This is a genomic window from Amycolatopsis sp. NPDC057786 (genome assembly GCF_042797905.1).
Taxonomy (GTDB): Bacteria; Actinomycetota; Actinomycetes; order Mycobacteriales; family Pseudonocardiaceae; genus Amycolatopsis.
Genome location: NZ_JBHVKW010000109.1, coordinates 1 through 22,317, shown reverse-complemented (window position 1 = coordinate 22,317; position 22,317 = coordinate 1). Strand labels below are relative to the sequence as shown.

At 69.6% G+C, this 22,317-nt stretch carries 20 protein-coding genes and 1 riboswitch; of the genes, 9 read left to right on the top strand and 11 right to left on the bottom strand.

Translation table 11 applies throughout. The annotated features are described in order from the left end of the window. Window positions 1–93: 93 nt before the first annotated feature. Window positions 94–657, bottom strand: coding sequence for a DinB family protein (locus ACFVM3_RS35620; RefSeq protein WP_378444292.1), 564 nt, complete (start codon window positions 655–657; stop codon window positions 94–96). Window positions 658–749: 92 nt separating this feature from the next. Between ACFVM3_RS35620 and ACFVM3_RS35615 the strand changes: the two genes are divergently transcribed. Next, on the top strand, window positions 750–1,700 hold the full coding sequence (locus ACFVM3_RS35615; RefSeq protein WP_378444291.1) for a helix-turn-helix transcriptional regulator: 951 nt from the start codon (window positions 750–752) through the stop codon (window positions 1,698–1,700). On the opposite strand, the gene ACFVM3_RS35610 is transcribed toward ACFVM3_RS35615, so the two are convergent. Then, window positions 1,676–2,131, bottom strand: coding sequence for a nitroreductase/quinone reductase family protein (locus ACFVM3_RS35610; RefSeq protein ID WP_378444290.1), 456 nt, complete (start codon window positions 2,129–2,131; stop codon window positions 1,676–1,678). The genes ACFVM3_RS35615 and ACFVM3_RS35610 overlap by 25 nt on opposite strands. 1 nt (window position 2,132) lies before the next feature. Further along, window positions 2,133–2,873: an SDR family oxidoreductase gene (locus ACFVM3_RS35605; protein ID WP_378444289.1), complete on the bottom strand. Its 741-nt coding sequence runs from the start codon at window positions 2,871–2,873 to the stop codon at window positions 2,133–2,135. A gap of 89 nt (window positions 2,874–2,962) precedes the next feature. On the opposite strand from ACFVM3_RS35605, the gene ACFVM3_RS35600 reads away from it, so the two are divergent. After that, window positions 2,963–6,013, top strand: a complete 3,051-nt coding sequence (locus ACFVM3_RS35600) for a BTAD domain-containing putative transcriptional regulator (RefSeq protein WP_378444288.1) — start codon at window positions 2,963–2,965, stop codon at window positions 6,011–6,013. A gap of 129 nt (window positions 6,014–6,142) precedes the next feature. Here the strand turns inward: ACFVM3_RS35600 and ACFVM3_RS35595 are convergent, their stop codons facing one another. Continuing rightward, the gene (locus tag ACFVM3_RS35595) at window positions 6,143–7,960 is read right to left on the bottom strand and encodes a flavin-containing monooxygenase (RefSeq protein WP_378444287.1); all 1,818 of its coding nucleotides are present in this window, start codon (window positions 7,958–7,960) and stop codon (window positions 6,143–6,145) included. A gap of 158 nt (window positions 7,961–8,118) precedes the next feature. Between ACFVM3_RS35595 and ACFVM3_RS35590 the strand changes: the two genes are divergently transcribed. Continuing rightward, a complete protein-coding gene (locus ACFVM3_RS35590; protein WP_378444286.1) occupies window positions 8,119–9,321 on the top strand; it encodes a transcriptional regulator in 1,203 nt (400 codons plus the stop codon). Between the two features lie 43 nt (window positions 9,322–9,364). Continuing rightward, window positions 9,365–10,621, top strand: coding sequence for a cation:proton antiporter (locus ACFVM3_RS35585; RefSeq protein ID WP_378444285.1), 1,257 nt, complete (start codon window positions 9,365–9,367; stop codon window positions 10,619–10,621). 38 nt (window positions 10,622–10,659) lie between these two features. Here ACFVM3_RS35585 and ACFVM3_RS35580 read toward each other — a convergent pair whose 3' ends face one another. From ACFVM3_RS35580 to ACFVM3_RS35565, 4 genes are all read right to left on the bottom strand, one after another. Further along, window positions 10,660–11,169, bottom strand: a complete 510-nt coding sequence (locus ACFVM3_RS35580; protein WP_378444284.1) for an SRPBCC family protein — start codon at window positions 11,167–11,169, stop codon at window positions 10,660–10,662. Window positions 11,170–11,254: 85 nt separating this feature from the next. Continuing rightward, window positions 11,255–11,713 carry a hypothetical protein gene (locus ACFVM3_RS35575; protein ID WP_378444283.1) on the bottom strand — a complete coding sequence of 153 codons (459 nt, stop codon included), beginning with the start codon at window positions 11,711–11,713 and terminating at the stop codon, window positions 11,255–11,257. A 3-nt stretch (window positions 11,714–11,716) separates the two neighbouring features. Then, a complete protein-coding gene (locus ACFVM3_RS35570; RefSeq protein WP_378444282.1) occupies window positions 11,717–14,059 on the bottom strand; it encodes a molybdopterin oxidoreductase family protein in 2,343 nt (780 codons plus the stop codon). Between the two features lie 58 nt (window positions 14,060–14,117). Continuing rightward, the gene (locus tag ACFVM3_RS35565) at window positions 14,118–14,753 is read right to left on the bottom strand and encodes a DUF4230 domain-containing protein (protein ID WP_378444281.1); all 636 of its coding nucleotides are present in this window, start codon (window positions 14,751–14,753) and stop codon (window positions 14,118–14,120) included. A 111-nt stretch (window positions 14,754–14,864) separates the two neighbouring features. Between ACFVM3_RS35565 and mptB the strand changes: the two genes are divergently transcribed. Further along, window positions 14,865–16,304, top strand: coding sequence for a polyprenol phosphomannose-dependent alpha 1,6 mannosyltransferase MptB (gene mptB / locus ACFVM3_RS35560; RefSeq protein WP_378444280.1), 1,440 nt, complete (start codon window positions 14,865–14,867; stop codon window positions 16,302–16,304). On the opposite strand, the gene ACFVM3_RS35555 is transcribed toward mptB, so the two are convergent. Beyond that, complete coding sequence (locus ACFVM3_RS35555) at window positions 16,208–16,753, bottom strand: SRPBCC family protein (protein ID WP_378444279.1); 546 nt, start codon at window positions 16,751–16,753, stop codon at window positions 16,208–16,210. The genes mptB and ACFVM3_RS35555 overlap by 97 nt on opposite strands. Window positions 16,754–16,812: 59 nt before the next feature. Here ACFVM3_RS35555 and ACFVM3_RS35550 point away from each other — a divergent pair, with 59 nt between their 5' ends. Then, window positions 16,813–17,394, top strand: a complete 582-nt coding sequence (locus ACFVM3_RS35550; RefSeq protein ID WP_378444278.1) for a TetR/AcrR family transcriptional regulator — start codon at window positions 16,813–16,815, stop codon at window positions 17,392–17,394. A 69-nt stretch (window positions 17,395–17,463) separates the two neighbouring features. Continuing rightward, window positions 17,464–17,532: riboswitch (guanidine-III (ykkC-III) riboswitch) on the top strand. Between the two features lie 11 nt (window positions 17,533–17,543). Continuing rightward, window positions 17,544–17,858 (top strand): multidrug efflux SMR transporter, encoded by a 315-nt coding sequence (locus ACFVM3_RS35545; RefSeq protein WP_063277207.1) that lies wholly within the window; start codon window positions 17,544–17,546, stop codon window positions 17,856–17,858. Between the two features lie 95 nt (window positions 17,859–17,953). Here the strand turns inward: ACFVM3_RS35545 and ACFVM3_RS35540 are convergent, their stop codons facing one another. Together ACFVM3_RS35540 and ACFVM3_RS35535 are read right to left on the bottom strand one after the other, a co-directional pair. Continuing rightward, on the bottom strand, window positions 17,954–19,279 hold the full coding sequence (locus tag ACFVM3_RS35540; protein ID WP_378444277.1) for an alpha-lytic protease prodomain-containing protein: 1,326 nt from the start codon (window positions 19,277–19,279) through the stop codon (window positions 17,954–17,956). A gap of 133 nt (window positions 19,280–19,412) precedes the next feature. Beyond that, window positions 19,413–20,396, bottom strand: a complete 984-nt coding sequence (locus tag ACFVM3_RS35535; RefSeq protein WP_034316722.1) for a LysR family transcriptional regulator — start codon at window positions 20,394–20,396, stop codon at window positions 19,413–19,415. A gap of 160 nt (window positions 20,397–20,556) precedes the next feature. Here ACFVM3_RS35535 and ACFVM3_RS35530 point away from each other — a divergent pair, with 160 nt between their 5' ends. Beyond that, on the top strand, window positions 20,557–21,867 hold the full coding sequence (locus ACFVM3_RS35530; protein WP_378444276.1) for a hypothetical protein: 1,311 nt from the start codon (window positions 20,557–20,559) through the stop codon (window positions 21,865–21,867). Between the two features lie 83 nt (window positions 21,868–21,950). Further along, on the top strand, window positions 21,951–22,265 hold the full coding sequence (locus tag ACFVM3_RS35525; protein WP_378444275.1) for a hypothetical protein: 315 nt from the start codon (window positions 21,951–21,953) through the stop codon (window positions 22,263–22,265). Window positions 22,266–22,317: the final 52 nt, after the last annotated feature.

The following is a 22,317-nucleotide window of genomic DNA, read 5'->3' as shown; positions in this document are numbered from 1 at the left end:
AGGGGTTGCGAAAGCCACTTTCGCAACCTTCGACGTTGCGAATGTGGCTTTCGCAACGTCGGCCCGCGGCCGTCCTCACCGGTCGCGAGGGGGTCAGGTCGACTTCTGGCCGTCGATGCTCTCCCGCAGGATGTCGGCGTGGCCGGCGTGCTGCGCGGTCTCGGCGATGACGTGCGTCAGCACGCGGCGCACGCTGCGCACCGCGCCCGGCGGGTTCCAGGGCGCGTCCGGCACCGGGCGCGTCGCGGAAAGGTCGGGAATCGACGAGACGACCTCCTTCGTTTTCGCGGCCACCTCCTCGTAGCGCGCGAGGATGCCCGCGAGCGTGTCGCCGGGCAGCATCCTGAAGTTGTTCTGGTGGTCGATCGCCCACTGCGGGAACTCGCGGGCGGTCCCGGCGCCGAGGTCGGCCCAAGTGACGCCTTCGGGCAGGTCATAGGTCATCGCGGACGGGCCGTCGACCGCGAAGCGCAGCCACATCTCCTCGATCGAAGCGACATGTTTGATCAGGCCGCCGAGGCTCAGTTCGCTGACCGTCGGATGCGCGTCGAGTTGTTCGTCCGTGAGCCCCTGGACAGTGGCGGTCAGCGCGGCGCGGACGGTGTCGAGGGCTTCGAGCAGGTCGGCGCGCTCGGCGTCGAGGATGGTGGCGGTCATCGGGCCCTCCGGGTTGTCGTTTTCTGGCACACGAAGACTCTCTCAGGGGTAGAGGACAGGTTGTGGCCGCTACTCGGGGCATCATGGAAAACATGCCGAAGACCTCCGCGCGCCTGCTCTCGATGCTGTCGTTGCTGCAGGCCCGCCGCGATTGGCCGGGAGCCCTGCTGGCCGAGCGGCTGGACATCAGCCCGCGCACCGTGCGGCGCGACGTCGACCGGCTTCGCGAACTCGGCTACCCCATCGCCACCATCAAGGGTCCCGACGGCGGGTACCGGCTCGACGCCGGATCCGAACTGCCACCACTGCTGTTCGACGACGACCAGGCGGTCGCGCTGGCCGTCGCGCTCCAGATCGCCACCACCAGCGGCGCGGGGATCGAGGAAGCGGCGATGCGGGCGCTGCACACCGTCCGGCAGGTGATGCCCTCCCGGCTGCGGCGCCGGATCGACACCCTGCGGGTCACGGCCGTCGAACCGCCCGCGAGCCGGTCGGGACCCCGCGTCGACGGCGACGTCCTGCTCGCGCTCGGCGCGGCCGTGCACGCCCGCGAGATCCTGCGGTTCGACTACGCGGACGCGCCGCGCCGGGCGGAACCGCATCACCTCGTCACCTGGCACGGCCGCTGGTACCTCGTCGCGTGGGACCTCGATCGCGCGGACTGGCGCACCTTCCGGGCCGATCGGATCTCCCCGCGCACCCCGACCGGCCCGCGATTCACGCCCCGTGAACTGCCGGCTCCCGACGTCGCCACCTTCGTCGCGAGCCGCTTCCGTGGCGCGTCCGAGTCCGGCGAGTGGCCGTGCCGCGGGGAAGTCGTCCTCGACCTTCCCGCGGCCACCGTGTCCCACTACGTCCGCGACGGTGTCGTGGAAGAACTCGGCCCGGATCGGTGCCGCCTGGTACTCGGGTCGTGGTCGTGGGCCGGGCTCGCGGCGAGCATCGGCCGGTTCGACACCGACATCGAGGTCGTCGGTCCTCCCGAACTCAAGGAGGCCTTCGCCGTCCTGGCCCGCCGTTACGCGAAGGCCGGTGGTACTTGACCCGGGACCCGTTCCAGCACCACGACGGGAATGACGCGGCGGCTGCGCGCCGCGTAATCCCGGTACACCGGCGCCAGATCGGTCATCATCCGCCACAGTCGCCCGCGCTCCGCGCCGTCGGCGGTCCGGGCCCGTACGGCGAACCGCTCACCCAGGACCTGGACCGCTGCCGTGGGCTCGGCTTCGAGGTTCAGATACCACTGCGGATGGGTGTGCGTGATCGCCGAACCGGACGCCACCACGATGTACCGGTCGTCGTCCTCTCCGTAGAACAATCCCGTCAGGTACCGGTTCCCGGACCTGCGACCGCGATGCGCGAGGACGAGGTTGGGCACCCCGCCCTCCAGGTGGCCGTCGGCGCCGTCGGTCGCGAGATACCGGCCGACGTGCTCGGCGACCGACGGGTCAGGGCTGTGACGCGCGGGGGCCACGTCAGTGCCCCAGCCCTTGCGCGAAGCCACCGTCGACGGCCAGCTCGACGTTGGTCGTGAAAGTGGCCTGCTCGGCCAAGAACAAGGCCGCGGCGGCCACTTCCTCGACGGTGCCGTTGCGTCGCAGCGGCGTCGATTCGTCGCCCTGCCGCTCGAATTCCCTGCGTTCCTCGTCGGTCAGGTCGGCGACGCCCATCGTCGGGGTCTTGATGTATCCGGGTGCGACGCTGTTCACCCTGATCTTCCTCGGCAGCAACTCCGCCGCGAGCACGTGCGCGAAGGCACGCATCGCTTCCTTGGACGCCGAGTACGCCGACAGCCCAGGGAACACCACATCGTTCGCGACCGTCGTGAACACGACGGCGCCACCGTCGCGGATCAGCGGAGCCAGCCGCTGGACGGTGAAGAACGAACCCTTGGCGTTCACGGCGAAGTGCCTGTCCCAGGCTTCTTCGGTGACCTCGGCCAGCTCGGCGAACTGCGCGATGCCGTGATTCACGAACAGCTGGTCGAACGTGCCGAACCGCTCCTTCACCAGGTCCCCGAGCGCCGCGATGTCGGCCATGCTGCCGGCGTCCGACCGCACGACGTGCGCGGCCTCCCCGTTCAGCGCGGTCCGCGCCTCCTCGATGTTCCGTTCGTTCCGGCCGGTGAGGATCACCTCGGTCCCGCGTGCGAGCAATTCACGCACGATCGCGAGTCCCATGCCGTGAGTGCCACCGGTGACGACGGCCTTCTTCATCGTTTTCTCCTTTTCGTAGCCGACGAACCGACTCTGTCCGGTGGGGCTGTCGGTCCACTGTCGACTTCCCGGCGGCTACTGTTGTCCGCATGCGTTTCGGGGTGCTGGGGCCGCTCGCGGTGTGGACTCCTGATGGCGCCCCCGTCACCGTTCCCGAGGCGAGGGTGCGTGCCCTGCTGGCCCGTCTGCTCGTCACTCCGGGCCGAGTGGTCTCCGCCGACCGCCTGATCGACGATCTCTGGGGCGACGCTCTGCCTGCCAACCCGGCGAACGCGCTGCAGACCTCCGTCTCCCGGCTGCGACGGGTGCTCGGCGCAGATCTGGTGGTCCGCCGTCCGCCCGGTTACCTGCTGGACGTGCCGCCCGGCGCCGTCGACAGCGGCCGGTTCGTGGCCTTGCTCAAGCGCGCCCGGCACGGGACGGACGGTGATCCCGCGGAGCTGCTGGCCGAGGCACTCGGACTGTGGCGCGGCGAAGCGTTCAGCGGGTTCGCCGACGAACCCTTCGCCCATGCCGCGGCCGCCGAACTGGAAGAACAACGGCTGGTGGCCTGGGAAGAGCACGCCGAAGCCCGGCTGCGGCTGGGCGATCACGCGGCGCTGGCCGCCGAACTGAACGTGATCGCCGCCCTGCACCCGCTGCGAGAACGTGTCCGCGCCGCTCAGCTCCGGGCACTGCACGGAGCGGGGCGTACCACCGAAGCACTCGGTGTCTACCGCGAACTGCGGACACTCCTGCGTGACGAGCTGGGCCTCGAACCGGGCCCTGAACTCACGGCCCTTCACCAACAGCTGCTGAGCGGCGACGCGCCTGCCTCCCGCCCACCGGCGCGGACACCGCTACCCGTACCGCCGACCGAACTCATCGGCCGGGATGAAGCAGTCTCGACCCTGCGCGACCTGGCCGCCGCTCGCCGTCTCGTGACACTGACGGGGCCGGGCGGGGTCGGCAAGACCAGGCTCGCGCTCGAAGTGGCGCGTTCCGGCGGGGAAGTATGTCTCGCCGAACTCGGCGCTCTTCCACGGGAGACCACAGTGGACGGTCTCGCCGACGTTCTCGGCGCGGCGCTGGGCATCCGCGACGACCTCCGGGCCATCCCCTCAGCCGAACACCTCGCCGCGGTCCTGCGCGGAAGGCGAGTGCTGCTCCTGCTGGACAACTGCGAGCACATCGTCGAAACGGTAGCCACGCTCGTGTCCCGGTTGCTCCGGACGGAAGGGGTCCGCGTCCTCGCGACGAGCCGGGAACCGCTCGGCGTCGCCGGCGAGCAGTTGTGGGAGGTCCCGCCACTCGACCTGCCACTGCCAGGCGCGCCGCCCGAGGACGTGGCCGGTTCGGGCGCCGTGCGGCTGTTCGCCGCCAGGGCGGCCGCGGTCTCTCCCGGCTTCGCTCTGTCAGAGGACAATGCCGAGACGATCGCGACCATCTGCCGCCGCACCGACGGGATCCCGCTCGCCATCGAGCTGGCTTCCGCCCGCATCCGCGTGCTGGGGACCACCGAACTCGCCGAACGGCTCGACGATCGGTTCGCCGTGCTCACCGGTGGGCCGCGCGACGCGCCCCCGCGCCAGCGCACGTTGAGCGCGATGCTCGACTGGAGCTGGGAGCTACTGACCGCGGCCGAACGGGCGGTCCTGAGCAGGCTCTCGGTCTTCGCCGACGGTTGCGCACTCGACGCCGCGGAGGCACTTTGCGCCGGCGACGGCGTATCGCCCGCTCAAGTGCTCGATTTGCTGGCACGGCTGGTCGATCGCTCGTTGGTCGTGGTCACGCACACCGACGGCGGAGCCCGCTACCGCTTGCTGGAATCCGTTTCCGCATACGGCGAGCTGAAGCTGGAGAGCGGGGAGCGTGCTCGGCTCCGTCACGCGCACGCGGCGTATTACACCGTGCTCGCCGAGGAAGCGGCCGCACACCTCTGCGGCTCGGACCAGCGACGGTGGCTGGACATCCTCGACACCGAGTCCGGCAACCTGCGACACGCGCTCGCCGCCGGCCCCGCCGCGCCGAGGCTGACGCGTGCCTTGCTGTGGTACTGGTTCCTCCGCGGACGGCTCGGCGAGGCGCTGCGGGCCACCGCCACGCGATCGGATCCGGTGCTCATGGCCTGGCGTGCCGGATTCCGGCTGCTGGCCGGTGAACCGGTGATCAGCGGCACCGCCCCGCACCTGCGCGACGCCGTCATCGACCCCTTCGAACGGGCCATGGCGGGCTGGTTCCTCGGATATGCCACGACCCGCTTCGGTGACCTCGTGGTGGGCGAACTGCTCATCCGCGACGCGCTGGCCGGGTTCGAGGAGCTGGGCGACCGCTGGGGTGCCGCGGCCGCGCTCGGCGTGCGCGCGGTCCAGCGGCACCTCCGGGGCGACCTGAGCGGGTCCGCCGAGGACGCTCGGCGGAGCCTCGAATCGTTCGGCGACACCGGCGACCGCTGGGGCAGGGTCCACGCCGGTGCGGTGCTCGGCAGGCTCGCCGAAATCGAGGGTGACTATCCCGCGGCGACGGCCTGGCATCGTGAGGGCGTCGAATCGGCCGCGCAGCTCGGCCTGTGGCCCGACGTCGCGCGGCGGTGGTCCGAACTGGGGCGCATCGCCCTGCTCGAGGGTGACCTCGTCCACGCCGACGAATTGCACGAACGTGGGCGGGCGCTGGCCGTCGAACACGGCGATCTCGCCGGACAGGAATCCGCCGAGGTGGGGCTCGCGATGGCCGCGCGCCGTCGTGGCCGGTTCGCCGACGCGGAGGCTCTGCTCAAGCCGTGGCTGGAGTGGAACCGCCGCCTCGAGGCGGACACCGGCACGGCGCTGATCCTCGCCGAACTCGGGTTCGCCGCCGAACAGAACGGGGACGCGCGGGCAGCGCTCGACCTGCACGATCAGGGATTGGCAGCGGCCCGCCGAACAGGCGATCCGAGGGCGATCGCGCTCGCGTTGGAGGGTCTCGCGGGCGCTCGGCTCGCCGCCGGCGCGCCGCGCCGTGCGAAGAGCCTGCTCGGCGTGGCCGCGCGGCTGCGAAAATCCTCCGGGGCGCCCCTGCCTCCCGGAGAACGGGGCGACGTCGACCGCATCGAGGCCGGGCTGGGACGGACGGTCGCCGGTCCGCAGGCCGTCCACCCCGGCTTTGAGCCGACTGCCCGCTGAACATGGGTACGACGCCGAGCCCGCCCAGGGTCTGGGGGCGGTGCCCGGCGTCGTCGACCGCCCAAGGTCCGGAGGCGGCGCCCTCCGGTACCGGACCGCCCGGGATCCGGTACCGAAGCCTCTAGGCGTTCACGACCTGTGGTGCACCTCCTGGAGGCCGTACACCGGCGTCGGGATGCCCTCGTAACGCGCTTTCAGTTGCAGCGCCAGGTAAAGCGAGTAGTGGCGCGACTGGTGCAGGTTCCCGCCGTGGAACCACAGGCCTTCCTTCTGCGTGGGCTTCCACATGTTGCGCTGCTCCCCCTCCCACGGGCCGGGGTCCTTCGTCGTCCCGGAGCCGAGGCCCCAGCATTTGCCGACGAGGTCCGCGGTCTCCTGCCCGACCAGATCGGCGACCCAGCCGTTCATCGAGCCGTAGCCGGTGGCGTAGACGACGAGGTCCGCCTTCAGTTCCGTGCCGTCGGACAGCACCACCGCGTCCCGCGTCAGATGGTCGACCTGTCCGTGGGCCAGCTTGATCTTCCCGTCGGCGACCAGTTCCGACGCGCCGACGTCGATGTAGTAGCCCGAGCCGCGGCGCAGGTACTTCAGGAACAGGCCGGATCCGTCGTCGCCCCAGTCGTGCTGGAACCCTGCCGCTTCCAGCCGCGCGTAGAAGTCCTTGTCCCGCTCACGGATCGCGTCGTACACCGGGATCTGGAATTGCGGCATGATCCGGTACGGGATCGACGCGAAGATCATGTCCGCCTTGTCGGTGGTGATCCCCGACCGCACCGCGCGTTCCGAATACAGGTCGCCGAGTCCCAGCTCCATCAACGAATCCGACTTCACCACATGGGTGGAGGAGCGCTGCACCATGGTGACGTCCGCGCCGTGCTCCCACAGTGCCGCGCAGATGTCGTGCGCGGAGTTGTTGGAGCCGACCACGACGGCCTTCTTGCCCGCGTAGGAGTCGGGGCCGGGGTGCTGGGACGAATGATGCTGATCGCCCTCGAACACGTCCATCCCGGGGAACGACGGGAGATTCGGCTTGCCCGACATCCCGGTCGCGAACACGACGTGCCGTGGCGTGAGCACCAGTTCCTCGCCCTCGCGGACCACGGTCACCAGCCACTGCCGCTGTTCCTCGTCCCAGGACGCCGAGGTGACCTCGGTGCTGGTCCAGTACGGCACTTCCATGAGCCGCGTGTACATCTCGAGCCAGTCGGCGATCTTGTCCTTGGGCGCGAACACCGGCCAGTTGTCCGGGAACGGCAGGTAGGGCAGGTGGTCGTACCAGACCGGGTCGTGCAGGCAGAGGTTCTTGTACCGCTTGCGCCACGAATCGCCCGGCCGTTCGTTGCGTTCCAGGACCAGCGTCGGCACGTCGAGCTGCCGCAGCCTGGCGCCGAGCGCGATCCCGCCCTGTCCGCCGCCGATGACGACGACGTACGGCTGCTGCTCGTAGCCGAGCCGGGTCTGTTCCTCCTCGCGCTTCTCGGCCCAGGACTTCCGGCCGCGCACGACACCGTGTTCGACGCCCTTCGGCCGCTGCTCGTTGCGACGCTCCTCGAAACCTTTGAGCTCGCGCAGACTCGTCAGCAGCGTCCAGGCGCCTTCGTCCTTCAGCCTCAAGTGCCCCTTGGCGCGTCCGGTCGCGGTTTCGAATTCGAGCCACGCTTCAGTCACGCCGTCGGCTTCGGTCGGCGTCTCGGTCGTGCGGAACCCGGACGGGTCGATCCGGTCGAGGCAGGCGCCGAGCATTCCGGCCACCTCCTCGCGGCCTTCGACCGTCTTGATCGTCCAGGTGAAGGCGACCAGGTCACGCCAGTAGCTGTCGACGGCGAAGAGCGCGGCGGCGGCTTCGACATCGCGGGCGGCGAGGGCCGATTCGAACCGGCTCAGCCAGGCGTCCACCCGAGCCTGCGGCGAGCCTGTCGCCTCGATCCGGTCCACCGTCTGTGTCATGGCCACTCCTGAACGTCGGCGTTCGGCTGTTACCCCGATCACACGCCTCGGGCGGGTACGACGGCAAAGGTTGCAGCGTGTTGCACCTCCGGCTCGTTGGCGCGCCTCGGCGGGCGGTCCTATGCTGGTCAGTCGACGCGATGGTGCGGAGGTGGCCTGTGAGCTTGTACAGCTCGGTCCCGCCCGGCGTCGACCTGCCGATGCACGCCCGTGACCTGATCCGCATGCACGAAGCCGTGATCGGCGGCGGCCGTCCGCGGGTCCGGCCGCGGCCGCTGGTGTCCCGGTCGTGGTCACGGATGCTGAGCCTCGGGCTCGCCGCCGACGGGGTGAACACCCGGGATTCGGTTCCGCTCGACGAGGTCGCCCGCCGACGCCGCGCCTCCCCGCTGCGACTGGTGGTGGAAGACCTCGGACAGGTGGTCGGCGCGACGGCCGACACCGCGAACATGTTGCTGGTGGTGACCGACGCCGAGGGGATCATCCTCTGGCGGGTGGGATCGCCCGCCGTGCGGCGCCGGGCCGACACCTTGGGCTTCACCGAAGGCGCGGTCTGGACCGAGACCAGGGTCGGCACCAACGCGATCGGCACCGCGCTCGCCGAGGCCGCGCCCGTGGAACTGCTCGCGGGTGAACACTTCGAACAGGGCCAGCATCCCTGGTACTGCACCGCCTCGCCGGTGCACGATCCGCGCACCGGCGAACTGCTCGGCGTGATCGACGTCAGCGGTCCCGCGCTGACCCTGCACCCGGCGATCGGCGCGTTGGTGGAGACCGGGCGGCGCCTGGTCGAATCCGAACTCTGGCGGCACCATCAGCAAGGTCTCGACCGGTTGCGCCGGACCGCCGAACCGGTGGTGACCGGCGTCGGCGGCCCGGTACTGCTGGTGGACGACGACGGCTGGGTGGCCCATTCCGCCGGCGTCGCCTCGGGCGCGCGGATCGCCGCGCCGTCGGAGGGACAGATCCTCGCCGTGCCGGGACTCGGCGCCTGCCTGCCCGAACGGCTGGCCGAAGGCTGGCTCGTCCGTCCCGCCGACACCGCGCGCCGCGTCCGGCTGGACCTCGAACTCGGCCACGCGCCGATGCTGCGGATGGCGTCGGGCGACGTCGGCTGGGTCCGTACGGTGACGCCCCGGCACGCGGAGATCCTGGTGCACCTCAACACGGCGGGCCCGGCCGGGCTTTCGGCCGAAGCGCTCAGCCGGGCGCTCTACGGTGACGCCGAACATCTCGTCACCGTCCGCGCCGAGGTCTCCCGGCTGCGACGGCTGCTCGGCGCCATTGTGGACACCCGGCCGTACCGGCTGGCCGAGGGTGTCACCCTGACAGTCCACAAAGGACTTGAAGTGGGCGGCTGAATCCGCCCGGTTGGCGGAGGAGCGGCACGGGTACCCCGCGCGAATGGAGATCTTGCTCGCCGGGGCAGGCGTTCTGGCGTTGTGCGCCGCCGTGTTGCCGAATCTGCTGCACGAACGCGCGCTTTCGATGCCGTTGGTCCTCCTGGTGGGCGGGCTCGTTTTCGGGTTGCTCCCGTTCGGGCATCCCTACGGTCAGGGTGTGTTCGACCCGCGGTCGCATGTGGGCGCGGTCGAAGTGATCACCGAGCTCGGCGTGCTGGTGTCGCTGGTCGGCGCGGGGTTGAAATCCGACCGGCCGTTCGGCTGGCGGTCGTGGAACTCGACCTGGCGGCTGCTGGCGATCACGCTGCCGCTGTCGGTCTGCGCGGTCGCCCTGCTCGGCTGGTGGGCGCTCGCCCTGTCCCCCGCCGCCGCGCTGCTGCTGGGAGCCGTGCTGTCACCGACCGACCCGGTGCTGGCGAGCGACGTCCAGGTGCCCGCGCCGCATAGCGACGACGGCCGGGGCTCGGACAACGAGATCAGGTTCACGCTCACCTCGGAAGCCGGGCTGAACGACGGCCTGGCGATGCCGTTCGTGCTGCTGGCCCTCGTGCTGGCCGGAACGGCGAGTACGTCCCCCGTGCCCTGGCTGCTGACCGAGGTCGTCGTCCCGCTCGCGGTCGCCGTACTGGTCGGCTTCGTCTGTGGCCGATTGCTGTCCTGGCTGATGTTCCGGGTGCGGCACGAAAGGCTGCGCCTTGGCGAATACTCCGACGGGCTGGTGGTGCTGGCCATCGCGTTCCTCCCCTTCGCGCTCTGCGAAGCCCTGGGCGGCATCGGCTTCGTCGCGGTGTTCACCGCGGCCGCGACCATCCGCGCCAGCGAGCGCTCGCACGAGTACCACGAGGTGCTGCACGAATTCGGCGATCAGCTGGAACGGCTCTTCGTCGCGCTGGCCCTGCTCGGTCTCGGCGTCGCACTGGGCGACGGGCTACTGGACGGGCTGAAACTCGTCGAAGTCCTGGTGGCGGTCGCGGCCGTGGGCGTCGTCCGCCCGCTGTTCGGGGGCCTCGCCCTGCTCGGTGGCGCCACCACCACCCGCCCGGCCGCGGCGGCGATCGCGTTCTTCGGTATCCGCGGGATAGGCAGTCTCTACTACCTCGCCTACGCAGTGGGGCACGGCGATTTCCCGATGGCCGACTCGCTGTGGCGGGTCACGGCGCTGACGATCGCGGTTTCGGTGCTCGTGCACGGGCTGCTGTCCGGCCCGGTGATGCGCAAACTGGAGAACCGGGGGATGCAGAACTTCGAGAAGGGGTGAGGCCGGCGCGGGCAACGCATGTCGCGGCCGGACCCGCGTCAGCGGTGCCACTCCCTGCCCTCGAGCCGGGCCTTCACCCTTTCCAACGTGGCGGCGATGTTGGCCCGGTTGGTCCCGGCCCGGTCGGGCTCGCCGGTGATGAGGATGGCGATCGGGACGAACCACGGCGGCACCCGCAGCCAGTTCTTGACGACGAGACGGCTGCCGTCACCCTCGGCGGCGATCTCGTACTCCCACCGGGATATCGGCACGAAGAACGGGGTGCGCACCCGGTAGGCGAACCGCCGGCCGGGTTCGGCTTCGGTGATCTCGGCGTGGGTCACCCAGCGCCGCCATCCGTTGCGATTGCTCCCGGAGAACCAGTTCCCGACCCGCGCCTCGGTCGCGCCTCGGATCCACCGTGCTTCGCGGAGTTCTTCGGTGCATTCCGACATCGCGACCGGATCGCTGACGAGCCGGTACACCTGCTCGGGGGCGGTGTCGATCGTGACCTCCCCGGTCGCGATCGGTTCGCTGTAGGTCAGGCTGTCCCTCGGCTTCGTCACCATCGCGCCTCCCAGTCGACTTCGCCAGCCCACCAGCACCAGCCCGCCCGGTCAAGACCGGCGGGGTGAGCACCGCACGGACGCGGAATCATCGTGCGGCGATGAGTGCCTGGGGAGCGCTTTGCTTCATTCGCGTACGAAGCCAGGTCAGTTGCCGCGCGGTCTCCTTTTCGTGATTCTCGACCAGATCGAGCAGCTCCCGGTCGCGGAGCCCCTGCGCCGCCTGACCGACCACGGTCCAGGTGATGTCGGTGAACGAAGACAGGGCGTAGAGGTCTTGCAGGTCACGCAGGAGGCCGACACCGCCGCTGCGAGTGCCTTCCAGTCCCGCGGCGTGGAGCCGCTCGGGCTCCTGCTCGCGGTCTTCGCCGTAGCGCTCGACGATGGGGGCGAGCGCTTCGGTCTGCCGGTCGATCCGCCCGGCGAGCAGCAGGCACGTCTGCTCGACGTCGGGCTCCTCGCCGTGGCCATCGCCGACCTGCCGGAAGGCGTCGGCGAGCGTGGTCAGCGAACTGTGCAGGAGCCCGAGATAGGTGGCGAGATGCATGAGTCAGCCCTCCACCTTGCGGACGCTGACGGCACCGATCTTGAACAACGGCTGTTTGGACACGGGATCCCATTCCGTCATCGTCAGTTCGTTCGCGGCGCGCGGACGACCTTCGCCACCTGTGTCCCAATAGCCGTAGTGGAACGGCAGGAACACGACGCCGGGCCGGGCACGGCCGATCCGCGCCGGCACCTCTACGCCGCCCCTCTCGGACTCGACCCGGACGAGGTCTCCGTCCGTGACCCCGAGTTCGGCGGCGTCCGCCGCGGCGAGTTCCGCCCAGGGCTCCGGTGCGGCCCGCCGGAGCTTCGGGGCGCGTCCGGTCTTGGTGCGGGTGTGGAAGTGGTACACCGTGCGCCCGGTCGTGCAGACGAACGGATACCGCTCGCCGGGTTCCTCCGGCGGAGGTGTGTACTCCGCGGCCTTGAGGAACGCGCGCCCGTCCGGGCGCAGGGACTTGTGTTCCTGAGCCGACACCGTCCCGCCGGTGAGCAGATCGTGGCCGTAGTCCTCGCACGCGTCCGTCTTCGTGGTGAACACGCCGTCGGCGTAGAGCCGTTCGGTCCCGTCCGGATGCTCCTGGTCGCACGGCCATTGGATCCCGCTGTCGCCGCGGAGTTTGTCGTACGACAGTCCGGTGTAGTCGCACAACCGGCCCCGGCTGCACTCCTGCCAGGCGCGGAAGGCCTCCTCGGGGGTCCGCCAGCCGATCAGCGGGGCGCCGTCACGGTCGCGGAAGCCCATCCGCCGCGCGTAGTCGAGGAAGATGTCCAGATCGGACCGGGCCTCCCCTGGCGGATCGACCGCCTTCTCCGAAAGGTGCACTGTCCGGTTGGCGTTGGTGAAGGTCCCCTGTTTCTCGCCCCAGAGCGCGGCGGGGAGCACGACGTCGGCGAACTCGGCCGTCTCGGTCCGGAAACCGTCCTGCACCACGACGAACAGGTCCTCCTTGCCGAGGATCTCCCGGATACGCGGCAGCTCCGGCAGGGAGACGGCCGGATTGGTGGCCGAGATCCAGAGGAACCGGATCGAGCCCTGCTCGGCGTATCGCCAGATCTGCATGGCGTGTGTCGGTGGAGACCAGTGCGGGATGGTCAGCTCCTCGACGTTCCACAGCTCGGCCAGCTGCCGGACGTGCTCGGGGTTCTCCCAGTTGCGGAACCCCGGAAGGTCTCCGTCCGCGCCGCATTCCCGCGTGTTCTGCGCGGTCGGCTGGCCGTTCATCTGCAGCACACCGCCGCCCGGCCTGCCGATCATCCCCCGCAGCAGATGCAGGTTGTTGACCTGGCAGGCCGCCGCCGTCGCCTGATGCGACTGGTAGAAGCCCTGCAGCACGGTCGACAGCACGCGCTCGGCCGTACCGAAGATCTCCGCGGCCCGCACCAGCGCGTCCGGTTCGATCCCGCAGATCTCGCCGACGTGGTCAGGGGTGTACGGCTCGACGGTCTTTTCGAGTTCGGAGAAACCGAGGGTGTGCGCGGAAACGTAGTCCTCGTCGATCCACTTGTTCACGATCAGCTCGCGGACCAGGCCGTTCATCAGGGCCTGGTTGGTGCCGGGCAGTGGGGCGAGGTGGAGACCACCGGATTCCACCGCCGCCTCGGCGACCTTCGTCCGCCTCGGATCGACGACGACCATCACGGGCGGCTCCGGCCCGGCGAGCCGGTCGAGGACACGGCTCCACAACACGGTCTGAGTCTCGGCCATGTTGTGGCCGAACAGGAAGAGCGCGCCGCAGTGGTCGATGTCGGCGTACGTCCCGGGCTGACCGTCGGAACCGAAGCTCTCCTTCATCGCGGCGGCCGACGTGGCCGTGCACAGCCGGGTGTTGCCGTCCATATGCGGGGTGCCGAGGCCGGCCTTGCCGATGACGCCGAGCGTGTAGTACTCCTCCAGGAACAGCTGCCCGCTGGTGTAGAACCCGTGCGACAGCGGCCCGGCCTCGTCCAGCAGTTCCTTGGACCGCCGCACGATCAGGTCCATCGCCGTGTCCCAGCCCGCTTCGACCAGTTCGCCGTCGCGACGGATCAACGGCCTGGTCAACCGGTCCTTCCCGGACCACTGCCACGACCCGTAGAGCCCCTTGGGACCCATCCGGCCGTGGTTGACGAGGTCGGTCTCGCGACCGCGGACGCCGACCATCCGGCCGTCCTTCACCGCGATGTCGCACGCGCACCCGTTGCTGCACAGCACGCAGGCCGACCGGACCCAGCGGTCCACATCGGATTCCGCGACGCCCACCTCGAGATGAGAGTCCGTTCGGCGGGGCCAAGTGTCCCCACGCTGGTACGGCGTCCGTTTTCCCCAGACTTCCGCGATCCGCTCCGGCACCGGGTTTGCGTTCATGTGGAAGCCGTACCACCGCGCTCACCAGCCGAAACACCGGACAAAGCGGACGAGGAGTTCAGGTGGCCGGCTCGGCCGTGAAGGTGACCTGGAAGCCCAGCGCCCGCATCAGCTGCGTGAGCATCGCCTTGGTGTTGGCCTTGGCGCGTTCGAGCAGACCGGACTGGTGCGCTGCCTCACCGATGCGTTTCTCCGCGGCGAGATAGAACGGCCGCTGGTCCTGCACGGAGACCAGGGCGCCGAGCCGATCGATCAGGCCGCGCTCCTGACCGAAGACGTAACTGCGTTCGTTGTCCAAGGTGGGTTTCGCGAGCTTCGGCTCGGGCAGCCGCACCTCGACCGATCGCCGGTCTTCGGACACGGTCAGCGAATTCTCCACCAACGGGCCGAAATCGACGTACGCGTCGACAGAGCCCGCCGCGACGAACAGCGTGCGTTCCCCGGCGATGCTCGCGGGCACCCACTGGACGTCCTTCTCGATGTCGACGACGACCTGGTAGTCGCCGGCCGCCGCGTGATACCGGCTCAGATCCCGGACCGCCTGGAGCACCGCGGGTTGCGAACGGTCCACAGTGGACGTTCCGAACGGGTCGAGCTTCGGCAGCAGCCCGGTGATCTGCAGTGCCGCGGCGACGATGAGGAGCCCGACCAGTGCGAACGCCCCGAGCCGCACCCAGCGCTTCTTCACGCTCACCACCGCCTCTCCACGGCGTGGGTTACCCGGCGGACGCTGCCCCGAAGCGTCCAGGCCGGTTTACCGTGCGATCGGCGGAACCCGATTCCGCACTTGGAGTAGTTTGGCCGCATGCAGAACGTCTTGCCCGCGCCGGAGAAGACCGGGCTGAACATCTCGGCGTTGCACTGGGCGGGTTTCCTCGGAATCGCCGTACTGGTGCTGGTCACGTCCGGGATCGGCCTCCCTTCGGTGCTGGTGGTGGCGCTGGGCGTCGCCGGGATGGCCAGCCTCGTGCTCTCCTGGCTCGGTATCGGACGGCTCGCCGCCGGGCTGCCGGAGCGGCGGCTGTACTGGATCGCGGTGTCGTGGTGCGCGCCGCTGCTGGTCGCGCGCCCGCTGTTCAGCGGCGACGTCAACAGCTATCTGGCACAGGGCCTGATCGCGGCCAAGGGGTTCGACACCTATCTCGTGGGGCCCGCCGAGGCGCTCGGCGCCGATTCGCCGGTGACAATGGCGGTCAGCCACTACTGGCGGGACACGCCCGCGCCGTACGGTCCCGCGTTCGTCGCGCTGGCCCGCACGATCGCCCACGTCGCCGGCGACGCCTTCGTGCCGACGGTGCTGCTGCACCGGCTGCTCGGGCTGATCGGGATCGTGCTCATGGCGTGGGCGCTCCACCGGCTCGCCCGCCGCGTCGGGGTCTCGCCGTCGATCGCCCTGTGGCTGGCCCTGCTCAACCCGCTCGTGCTGTGGCACGTCGTGGCGGGCGTGCACAACGACGGGCTCATGGTCGGGCTGATGGTCGCCGGGCTGGAACTCGTCCTCATGGGCGCGGCGAAGACCGGCGTGGCCCGGCCCGCGCTGATCGCGGCCGGGGTGATCGCGGTGAGCGCGGCCGCGAACATCAAGATCGTGGCCGTCGCCGGTCTGCTGTTCGTCGGCGTCGATCTGTTCCGCCGGGCGACTCCCGCCGGCCGGGCGGCGGTGGCGCTCGGGCTGCCCGCCGGATTCGCCGCCGTCACGGTGGCGATCTCACTCGGCAGCGGGCTCGGTTTCGGCTGGGTCCGGGTGCTTTCCGGGGTTTCCGGCCAGGTCCACAGCTGGATGGCGCCCACCAACGAACTCGGTTTCCTCGTCGGCGGGATCGGCAAGATCTTCGGGGCCGACCTCACCGACGGTGCGATCGAAGTGTTCTCCCTGATCGGCGCCATCCTCGGCCTCGCCGTGGGCGCCAGGCTGCTGTGGCTCACCTACCGCGAGAAGCTGCACCCGCTCTACGCCGCGGGGCTGACCTTCGCTGCGATGCTGGTCCTCGGACCGGTCGTCCAGCCCTGGTATCTCTTGTGGACGGTCGCCCTGCTGGCCGTGAGCCTGACGACGGACCGCGCGCGCTGGATCCTCGCCGTCGTCAGCGCGGTGTTCGGTGTTCTGCTCCCGCCCGCGAACGGCGGCGCCCTGTCCTTGGTGCTGGGCTACTTGATCGCCGTCGTGCTCATCGGCGGCACTTTGTTCCTGCTCAAGCGAAAGGGCCTCTTACCGGAGATCAGGCTCCGCAAGAGCCGGACGTAAAGGCTCCATCGCGCGGGCTTCGCGACCGTGCCGGTGAGTTCACGCTCGGCACGGTCGAGGCAGTCTTCCAGCAGCGCGTCGTGCATCGGCCGCCACAGCAGCGGATAGGTGAACCAGGCCGGGTGCCGAAGCCGCAGCACCATGAGGTGAGAGAGTTCGGTCTCCCCGGTTTCCGTCGCTCGCAGGGTGAATTCGTGGAACCCGTCGAAGCCGCGGGGCGCGGTGAACCTGAACCGCACGGACCTTCCGGGTTCGTAGGACTCCACGTGGTACCGCACCGGTCCGTGCCCACCGTCGGCGCCGACCCCGAGCGGCCGGTCGAACCGCAACGGCGGCCACGTCTCGACGGGCCAGAGCCTGTCTTCGTCCGCGGACAGAGTGTCGATCAGCGCGCCGGCACGCTCCTGTGTCACGCCGACGACCCGGTGATGCCTGTTCCACACGCGCATCGCGCCTCCCAGTTCTAGAGACCTTCCCCTAAAACCATAGTAGAGGATAGTCTCTGAAAATGGGACGGCCACCGCGGCACACCGCCGACGACTTCCTCGACGCCGCTGTACGGATCTTCGCCACCGAAGGGGTCGCCGGGGTGACCATGTCGGCCGTCGCCCGCGAGGTCGGCGCGCCGAGCGGGTCGATCTACCACCGTTTCCCCGGGCGTCCGGCGCTGCTCGCCGCCGTCTGGCTCCGCACGGTGACCCGCTTCCAGCAGGGTTACCTCGAAGCGCTCGAACAGGAACCGGTCACCGAAGCCGCCGTCGAGGCCGCCGCGCAGGTCGTCCGCTGGTGCCGTGCCCATCCCGCCGAGGGAAAGCTGCTCTACGGCGGCGACAGCGCACTCGGCGTCGACGACTGGAGCGCCGAAGACCGCGCCCGCGTCGACGACGCCAACCGCCGCCTCGACGCGGCGATCACCAAGGTCCTGCGCCGGTTGCGTCCGCTGACCGGCCGGAGCACCGACGAACTGATGCTCGCCCTCGTCGACCTTCCCTACGCCGCGGTGAGGCGGCACCTCGACCGCGGGGAGGCGCCACCGCCGCGCACCGTCGACCTGGTGGCCAGGACGACCCGCACGCTGCTGGCGGGCTGAACTCAGCCCCCGGGTGGTGACCCTCGTCAAACCTCCGGGCACCTCGCGCGGCGGTGTGCCATCCTGGTCGTGGAACCTCGTGATCGAGGTCCCCGGACGAGTGGGTGCCGTACCCGGCCAGCGACAAGACGGCACTCTGGGAGCGCGTCATGTCGTGGCTTGTCCTGATCGTTTCGGGTGTGCTGGAAGCCGTGTGGGCCACCGCCCTCGGCAAATCCGAAGGGCTGTCGCGGCCGGTACCGTCGGTGATCTTCGGCGTGACCCTGGTCGCCAGCATGGTGGGTCTCGCGTACGCGATGAAGGATCTCCCCGTCGGCACCGCCTACGCGGTCTGGGTCGGGATCGGGGCTTCGCTCACCGTCGCGTACGGCATGTGGTCGGGCGCGGAAACCGTTTCGGTGGCCCGGATCCTGCTGATCGTGGGGATCGTGGCCTGCGTCGTGGGCCTGAAAGTCCTGCACTGACCACGTAAGAAAAGGGGACCGCCCCCGACGCACGGACGACGTCGGGGGCGGTCGGTCCGGGCGCACCCCTGCGTGTGGCCCGGACGGCTAGGCGGTCAGGCGCGCGCCCAAAGCGCTGGGACGTTCGGCGGCTCCCAACCGACCTGTGCTGTGTGGCCCTGCAGGGCCCGGTAAGAGGCGCCGCCGTAGGTCACCGTCGCGCCGACGGCGTAGGTGGTGCCCGCCGCCCAGGTTCCGCCGGGCGGGTTGTTCGACGTCGTGGTGGTCGGCGTCGTGCTGGAGGGCGGGTTCGAGCCCGAGGTCACCAGGCGCAGGTTGTAGACGCTCAGGATCTCCGAGATCGGCTGGAAGTAGAACGTGCCGCCCGAGCTGCAGTTGCCGGAGCCACCGGAGGTGACACCCTGCGCCTGGTCTCCCGCGAGCCACGAACCGCCGGAGTCGCCAGGCTCGGCGCAGGCGCTGGTCCGGGTGAGGCCGGAAACGGTGCCCTGCGGGTAGTTCACCGACGCGTTCTTCTGCTGGATGGTGCCGCAGCGCCAGCCCGTCGTGGAACCGGAACGGCAGACCGACGCGCCGATCGCGGCCTCCTGCGAACCCGCCACCGGCACGGTGCCCGGGTAGCGGTTCACCAGCGGACGCGGGGTGTTGCCCGCGTCCACGCGGACCCACCCGTAGTCGTTGCCGGGGAAGCTGGAGCCCGCGACGGTCCCGCTCGGGTTCGACGTCCGCGTCCCCGTGGTGCCGCAGTGTCCCGCGGTCACGAAGCCGCCCTCGACCGAGAAGCCGATCGAGCACCGGCCCGAGCCGAAGGTGTAGGCGTTGCCGCCGATGACGTCGATCAGCGGAACCGGGCTTTCGGCGCTGGTCTCGACCCGGACCGCGTCGGCACCCACGCCCGCCGCGGTCGCCCACGATTTCGCGGCCGCCTCGCCACCGGCGTTGGCCAGCACCACGATCGAGTTCGTGGTGGCGTCGACGTACCAGCCGGGCACGGTCTTCGGAGCGGTGGTTCCCTTGGCGTCCAACGACAGCTTCGCCGCGTCGAGCTGTGCGGCACTTCGCGCGACCGTCTTCGGGGTCGCGCCCGCCGCACGGACGACACCTTCCAGTGCCGCGTCGGTGACCGCGACGGTCAGCGTGGTCCCGGCCGCGTCCAGCCAGGATCCGGCGTAGGACGAGCCGAGCCGGGATTTGAGGTCGCTGTCGGCGCGGGCCGCCTTCTGCTCATCGTCGAGTCGGGTCCTCGCCTGATCCGGGCTGATCTTCAGGTCGCGCGCCAAGGCGGCGACGATCTCCGACCGGACCTGGTCGGCGGCCGACACGTTCTGGCCGGCGCTGGCGCTCGGCGTCAGCGCGATGGCCGTGACCAGGCCCGCGCCGGTCAGGGCCGCCGCGGCGGCCGCTACGATCTTTCGGTTCATTTCAGGCGTTTCCTCACCGCGTTCCGGAAGAAGATCTCGTTCCAGACCGTACGAGGCACCTGTCATGAATGGTACATACCATTTAGGTCATATCCACCCAGTGGACTGGACCTTTCGAGCACTTTCGCGCAGGTCAGCGCATCCCCGCGTCGGTGTAGTCCACGCCGTACCCAGGGTTCAACTCCAGGTACTTCGAGTAGGTCGGCCGCCGGTCGATCAGTTCGCCGTACACCGCGCGGGACAGGGCGATCATCTCCGCGGCGAAGGGGCCCATCTCCCCGCGCTCCGACCAGCCGACGAGATTCCGCCAGCTCAGCGGGTTCCCCGCGATCGGGACCGCGACGATGCCGGGGATCTCGTGGAACAGCGGCTGGCACAGCACCACCGCGTGTCCCGATTCGACCATCTCGATGCAGGTCAGCACATCGGTTTCGTACAACGAACGCGGCGTGAATCCCGATCTCGCACAGGCCGAGGCGAAACAGTCGCCGAAACAGCCGTCGCCCGGCGTCGCGCACCACCGCTCGTTCGCGAGCGCGCCGAGTTCGACCTCGGGCCGCTGCGCGCGCTCGTCCCGCGCCGACATCAGCACGAACACCGGATGATGCGCGAGCGTCCGCCAGCGGAGACCGGGCTCCGGCGGCGGCGCGGCGTCACCGCAGACGCCGACGAAGGCGAAGTCCAGCGCGCCCTCGGCGGTCATGTCCGCGAGTTTGTTGGCCGACCACGACGTATGCGTGGCGACGTGGATGTCGGGATGGGTGGTGCCGAGGCGCTGCAGGAGCGCGCCCAGCATCGGACCCGTCGCCGACCCGAGCCGGAGGGTCACCGGCTCACCGGTGCCGGCGTGCTGTGCGAGCCGCGCCGCCTCGTCGTGCAGCGACGACACGGCGGGAAGCACCATCTTCGCCCGGTCGAGGACGAGGAGGCCGAGCGCCGTCGGCCGGGTGCCCGTGTGGTCGCGCAGGAACAGCTTCCCGCCGAGAGTCCGTTCGATGCGCTTCAGTTGTGCTGTCAGTGCAGGCTGCGCCATTCCGAGCGTGTTCGCCGCCTTGGTGATACTCCCGAGTTCGGCGATCGCGCACATGATGCGCAGGTGGCGCAGTTCCAGCTCCATCCCTCTACGTTAGTAGACATAACTGGACTGGACCAGACAAACGGTTGAGCCAAATGGCTTCGTATCGCTTGGTTCGGCGATGCCATCGATGTCAGGAATCCCGGACACGTCAGTGCTCCGGCCGATACTGTCACCACGGAAGCGGCGACAAGGGGGTTCAGTGGCGGACGAGCGTGGACGGATCCGACGATCGCTGGCGCGCGTGATCACCGACGACAACCTGGATCTGTACGTACTGGGCACCGTCGCACTGGTGTTCACCGTCCTGGGCGCGACCGGGATCTCGGACGTCAAAACGCTTTCGTCCGTGGTGACGGCGTTGCTGGCGCTGCTCGCCTTCTCCCAGATCCGCTCTCGAAGGCTGACCGAACAGGTCCGGAACTCCAACCGGGGCGGCCCGGCGTCGTTCTTCGAACCGGAGTTCCCCGCGGATCTCATCTCCCGGCGTGCGGCGGCGTTCGACATCCTGCTCATCGGCCATTCGATGACCAGGACCGTGCAGGGTATGCGCAGTGACATCCGGTCGATCCTCGAATCGGGCGGACGGATCCGGGTGCTGGTCCTGGATCCGACCGACGAAGAGCTGGTCGCCATCGCCGATCGCCGGACCTCCCAGAGCCTCGGGCAGGGGCGGCTGCGGCAGCGGATCCTGGCGACCCTCGACGAGCTGACCTCCTTGAAGAGCAGGACCGGCGGCAGGCTGGAGATCCGGGTGTCGTCGCGGATCTCGTCCGCGGGTTTCAACTGTCTCGACGTCTCCGGCAAACGGGGACTGATCTGCGTGCAGCACTACGAATACCGGCCGAGTGGTGAAGCCGCGCCGGTGTTCACAGTGGAACCGAAGGACGCGCCCTGGTACCGGCACTTCGCCGACGAGGCGGAACGGCTGTGGGAGGACGGCACGCCCTGGCCGCTGTCCCCCGCGGACCAGGTCGCGCGGGCGCGCCGTCCGGTGTTCAGCGAGGACTTCGGCCCCGCGCTCGCCGAGGCGATCGACGGCACGAGCGAACTCCTTGTCACCGGGATGGCCCGCAACACCCTGGTGAACAACAGTTACGGCAAACTCGAAGAACGGTTGCGCGCCGGCGTCAAGATCCGGTTCGTGCTGATCGACCCGCAGTCGCCCGCGATCGGCACCGCGGCCTCCCGCTACTACGCCGTGCGGTCGCCGGAAAGCGCGCGGGAACGTGTCCTCCACACACTTCGAGTGCTTGCCGAGCTGAAACGCTCGACCGGCGGCGACCTCACGGTGCGGCTCGTCGCGCACCCGGTCGCCACGGGAGTCATCGTCACCGGTTCGGCACTGTTCGCCGAGTACTACACCTACCAGGCCGCGGGTGAGCCGAAGTTCGTGCTGCAGCCCACGGACGGCGCGGCGTACCGGACCTTCCTCGGCGAGGCGGAGGCGTTGTGGAACAGCGCGGCACCGCACGACCTGACCGTGGACGACGTGGAGACCGCGGGCAGCTGAGCCGATAACGGTTCGGGAACGGCCGCCCGTCCCGGCGATTCCGCTCTCGTAAAGTGCCTTCTTCCGCACCCAGGGGAGGGTTCGTGCACATCCACGCCAGACGCCGGTCCATCAGCTTCAGCGGCCGGACCATCACGATCAAGGCCGCCGTCAAGGGGCTCAACGACCGGAAACACACGTTCACCGTCGAGAAGATCAGCGGCATCAAGAACATCCCGCCGACGGCGTTCAAGCCGGGAAGGCTCATCTTCGAAGTGAACGGGGCTTCCAAGACGATCGTCGAAGACGTGCCCATGTACGCCGACAAGGTCGACATGAACACCTTCACCTACGGCGGCATGAATTCCAAGCACGTGAAGGAGCTCGAGGCGGCGATCAGGAAGGCGATGAGCGGCTGACCTGCCCGGCGTGTCGCGAAAGCCACTTTCGGGACATCTCACGTCCCGAAAG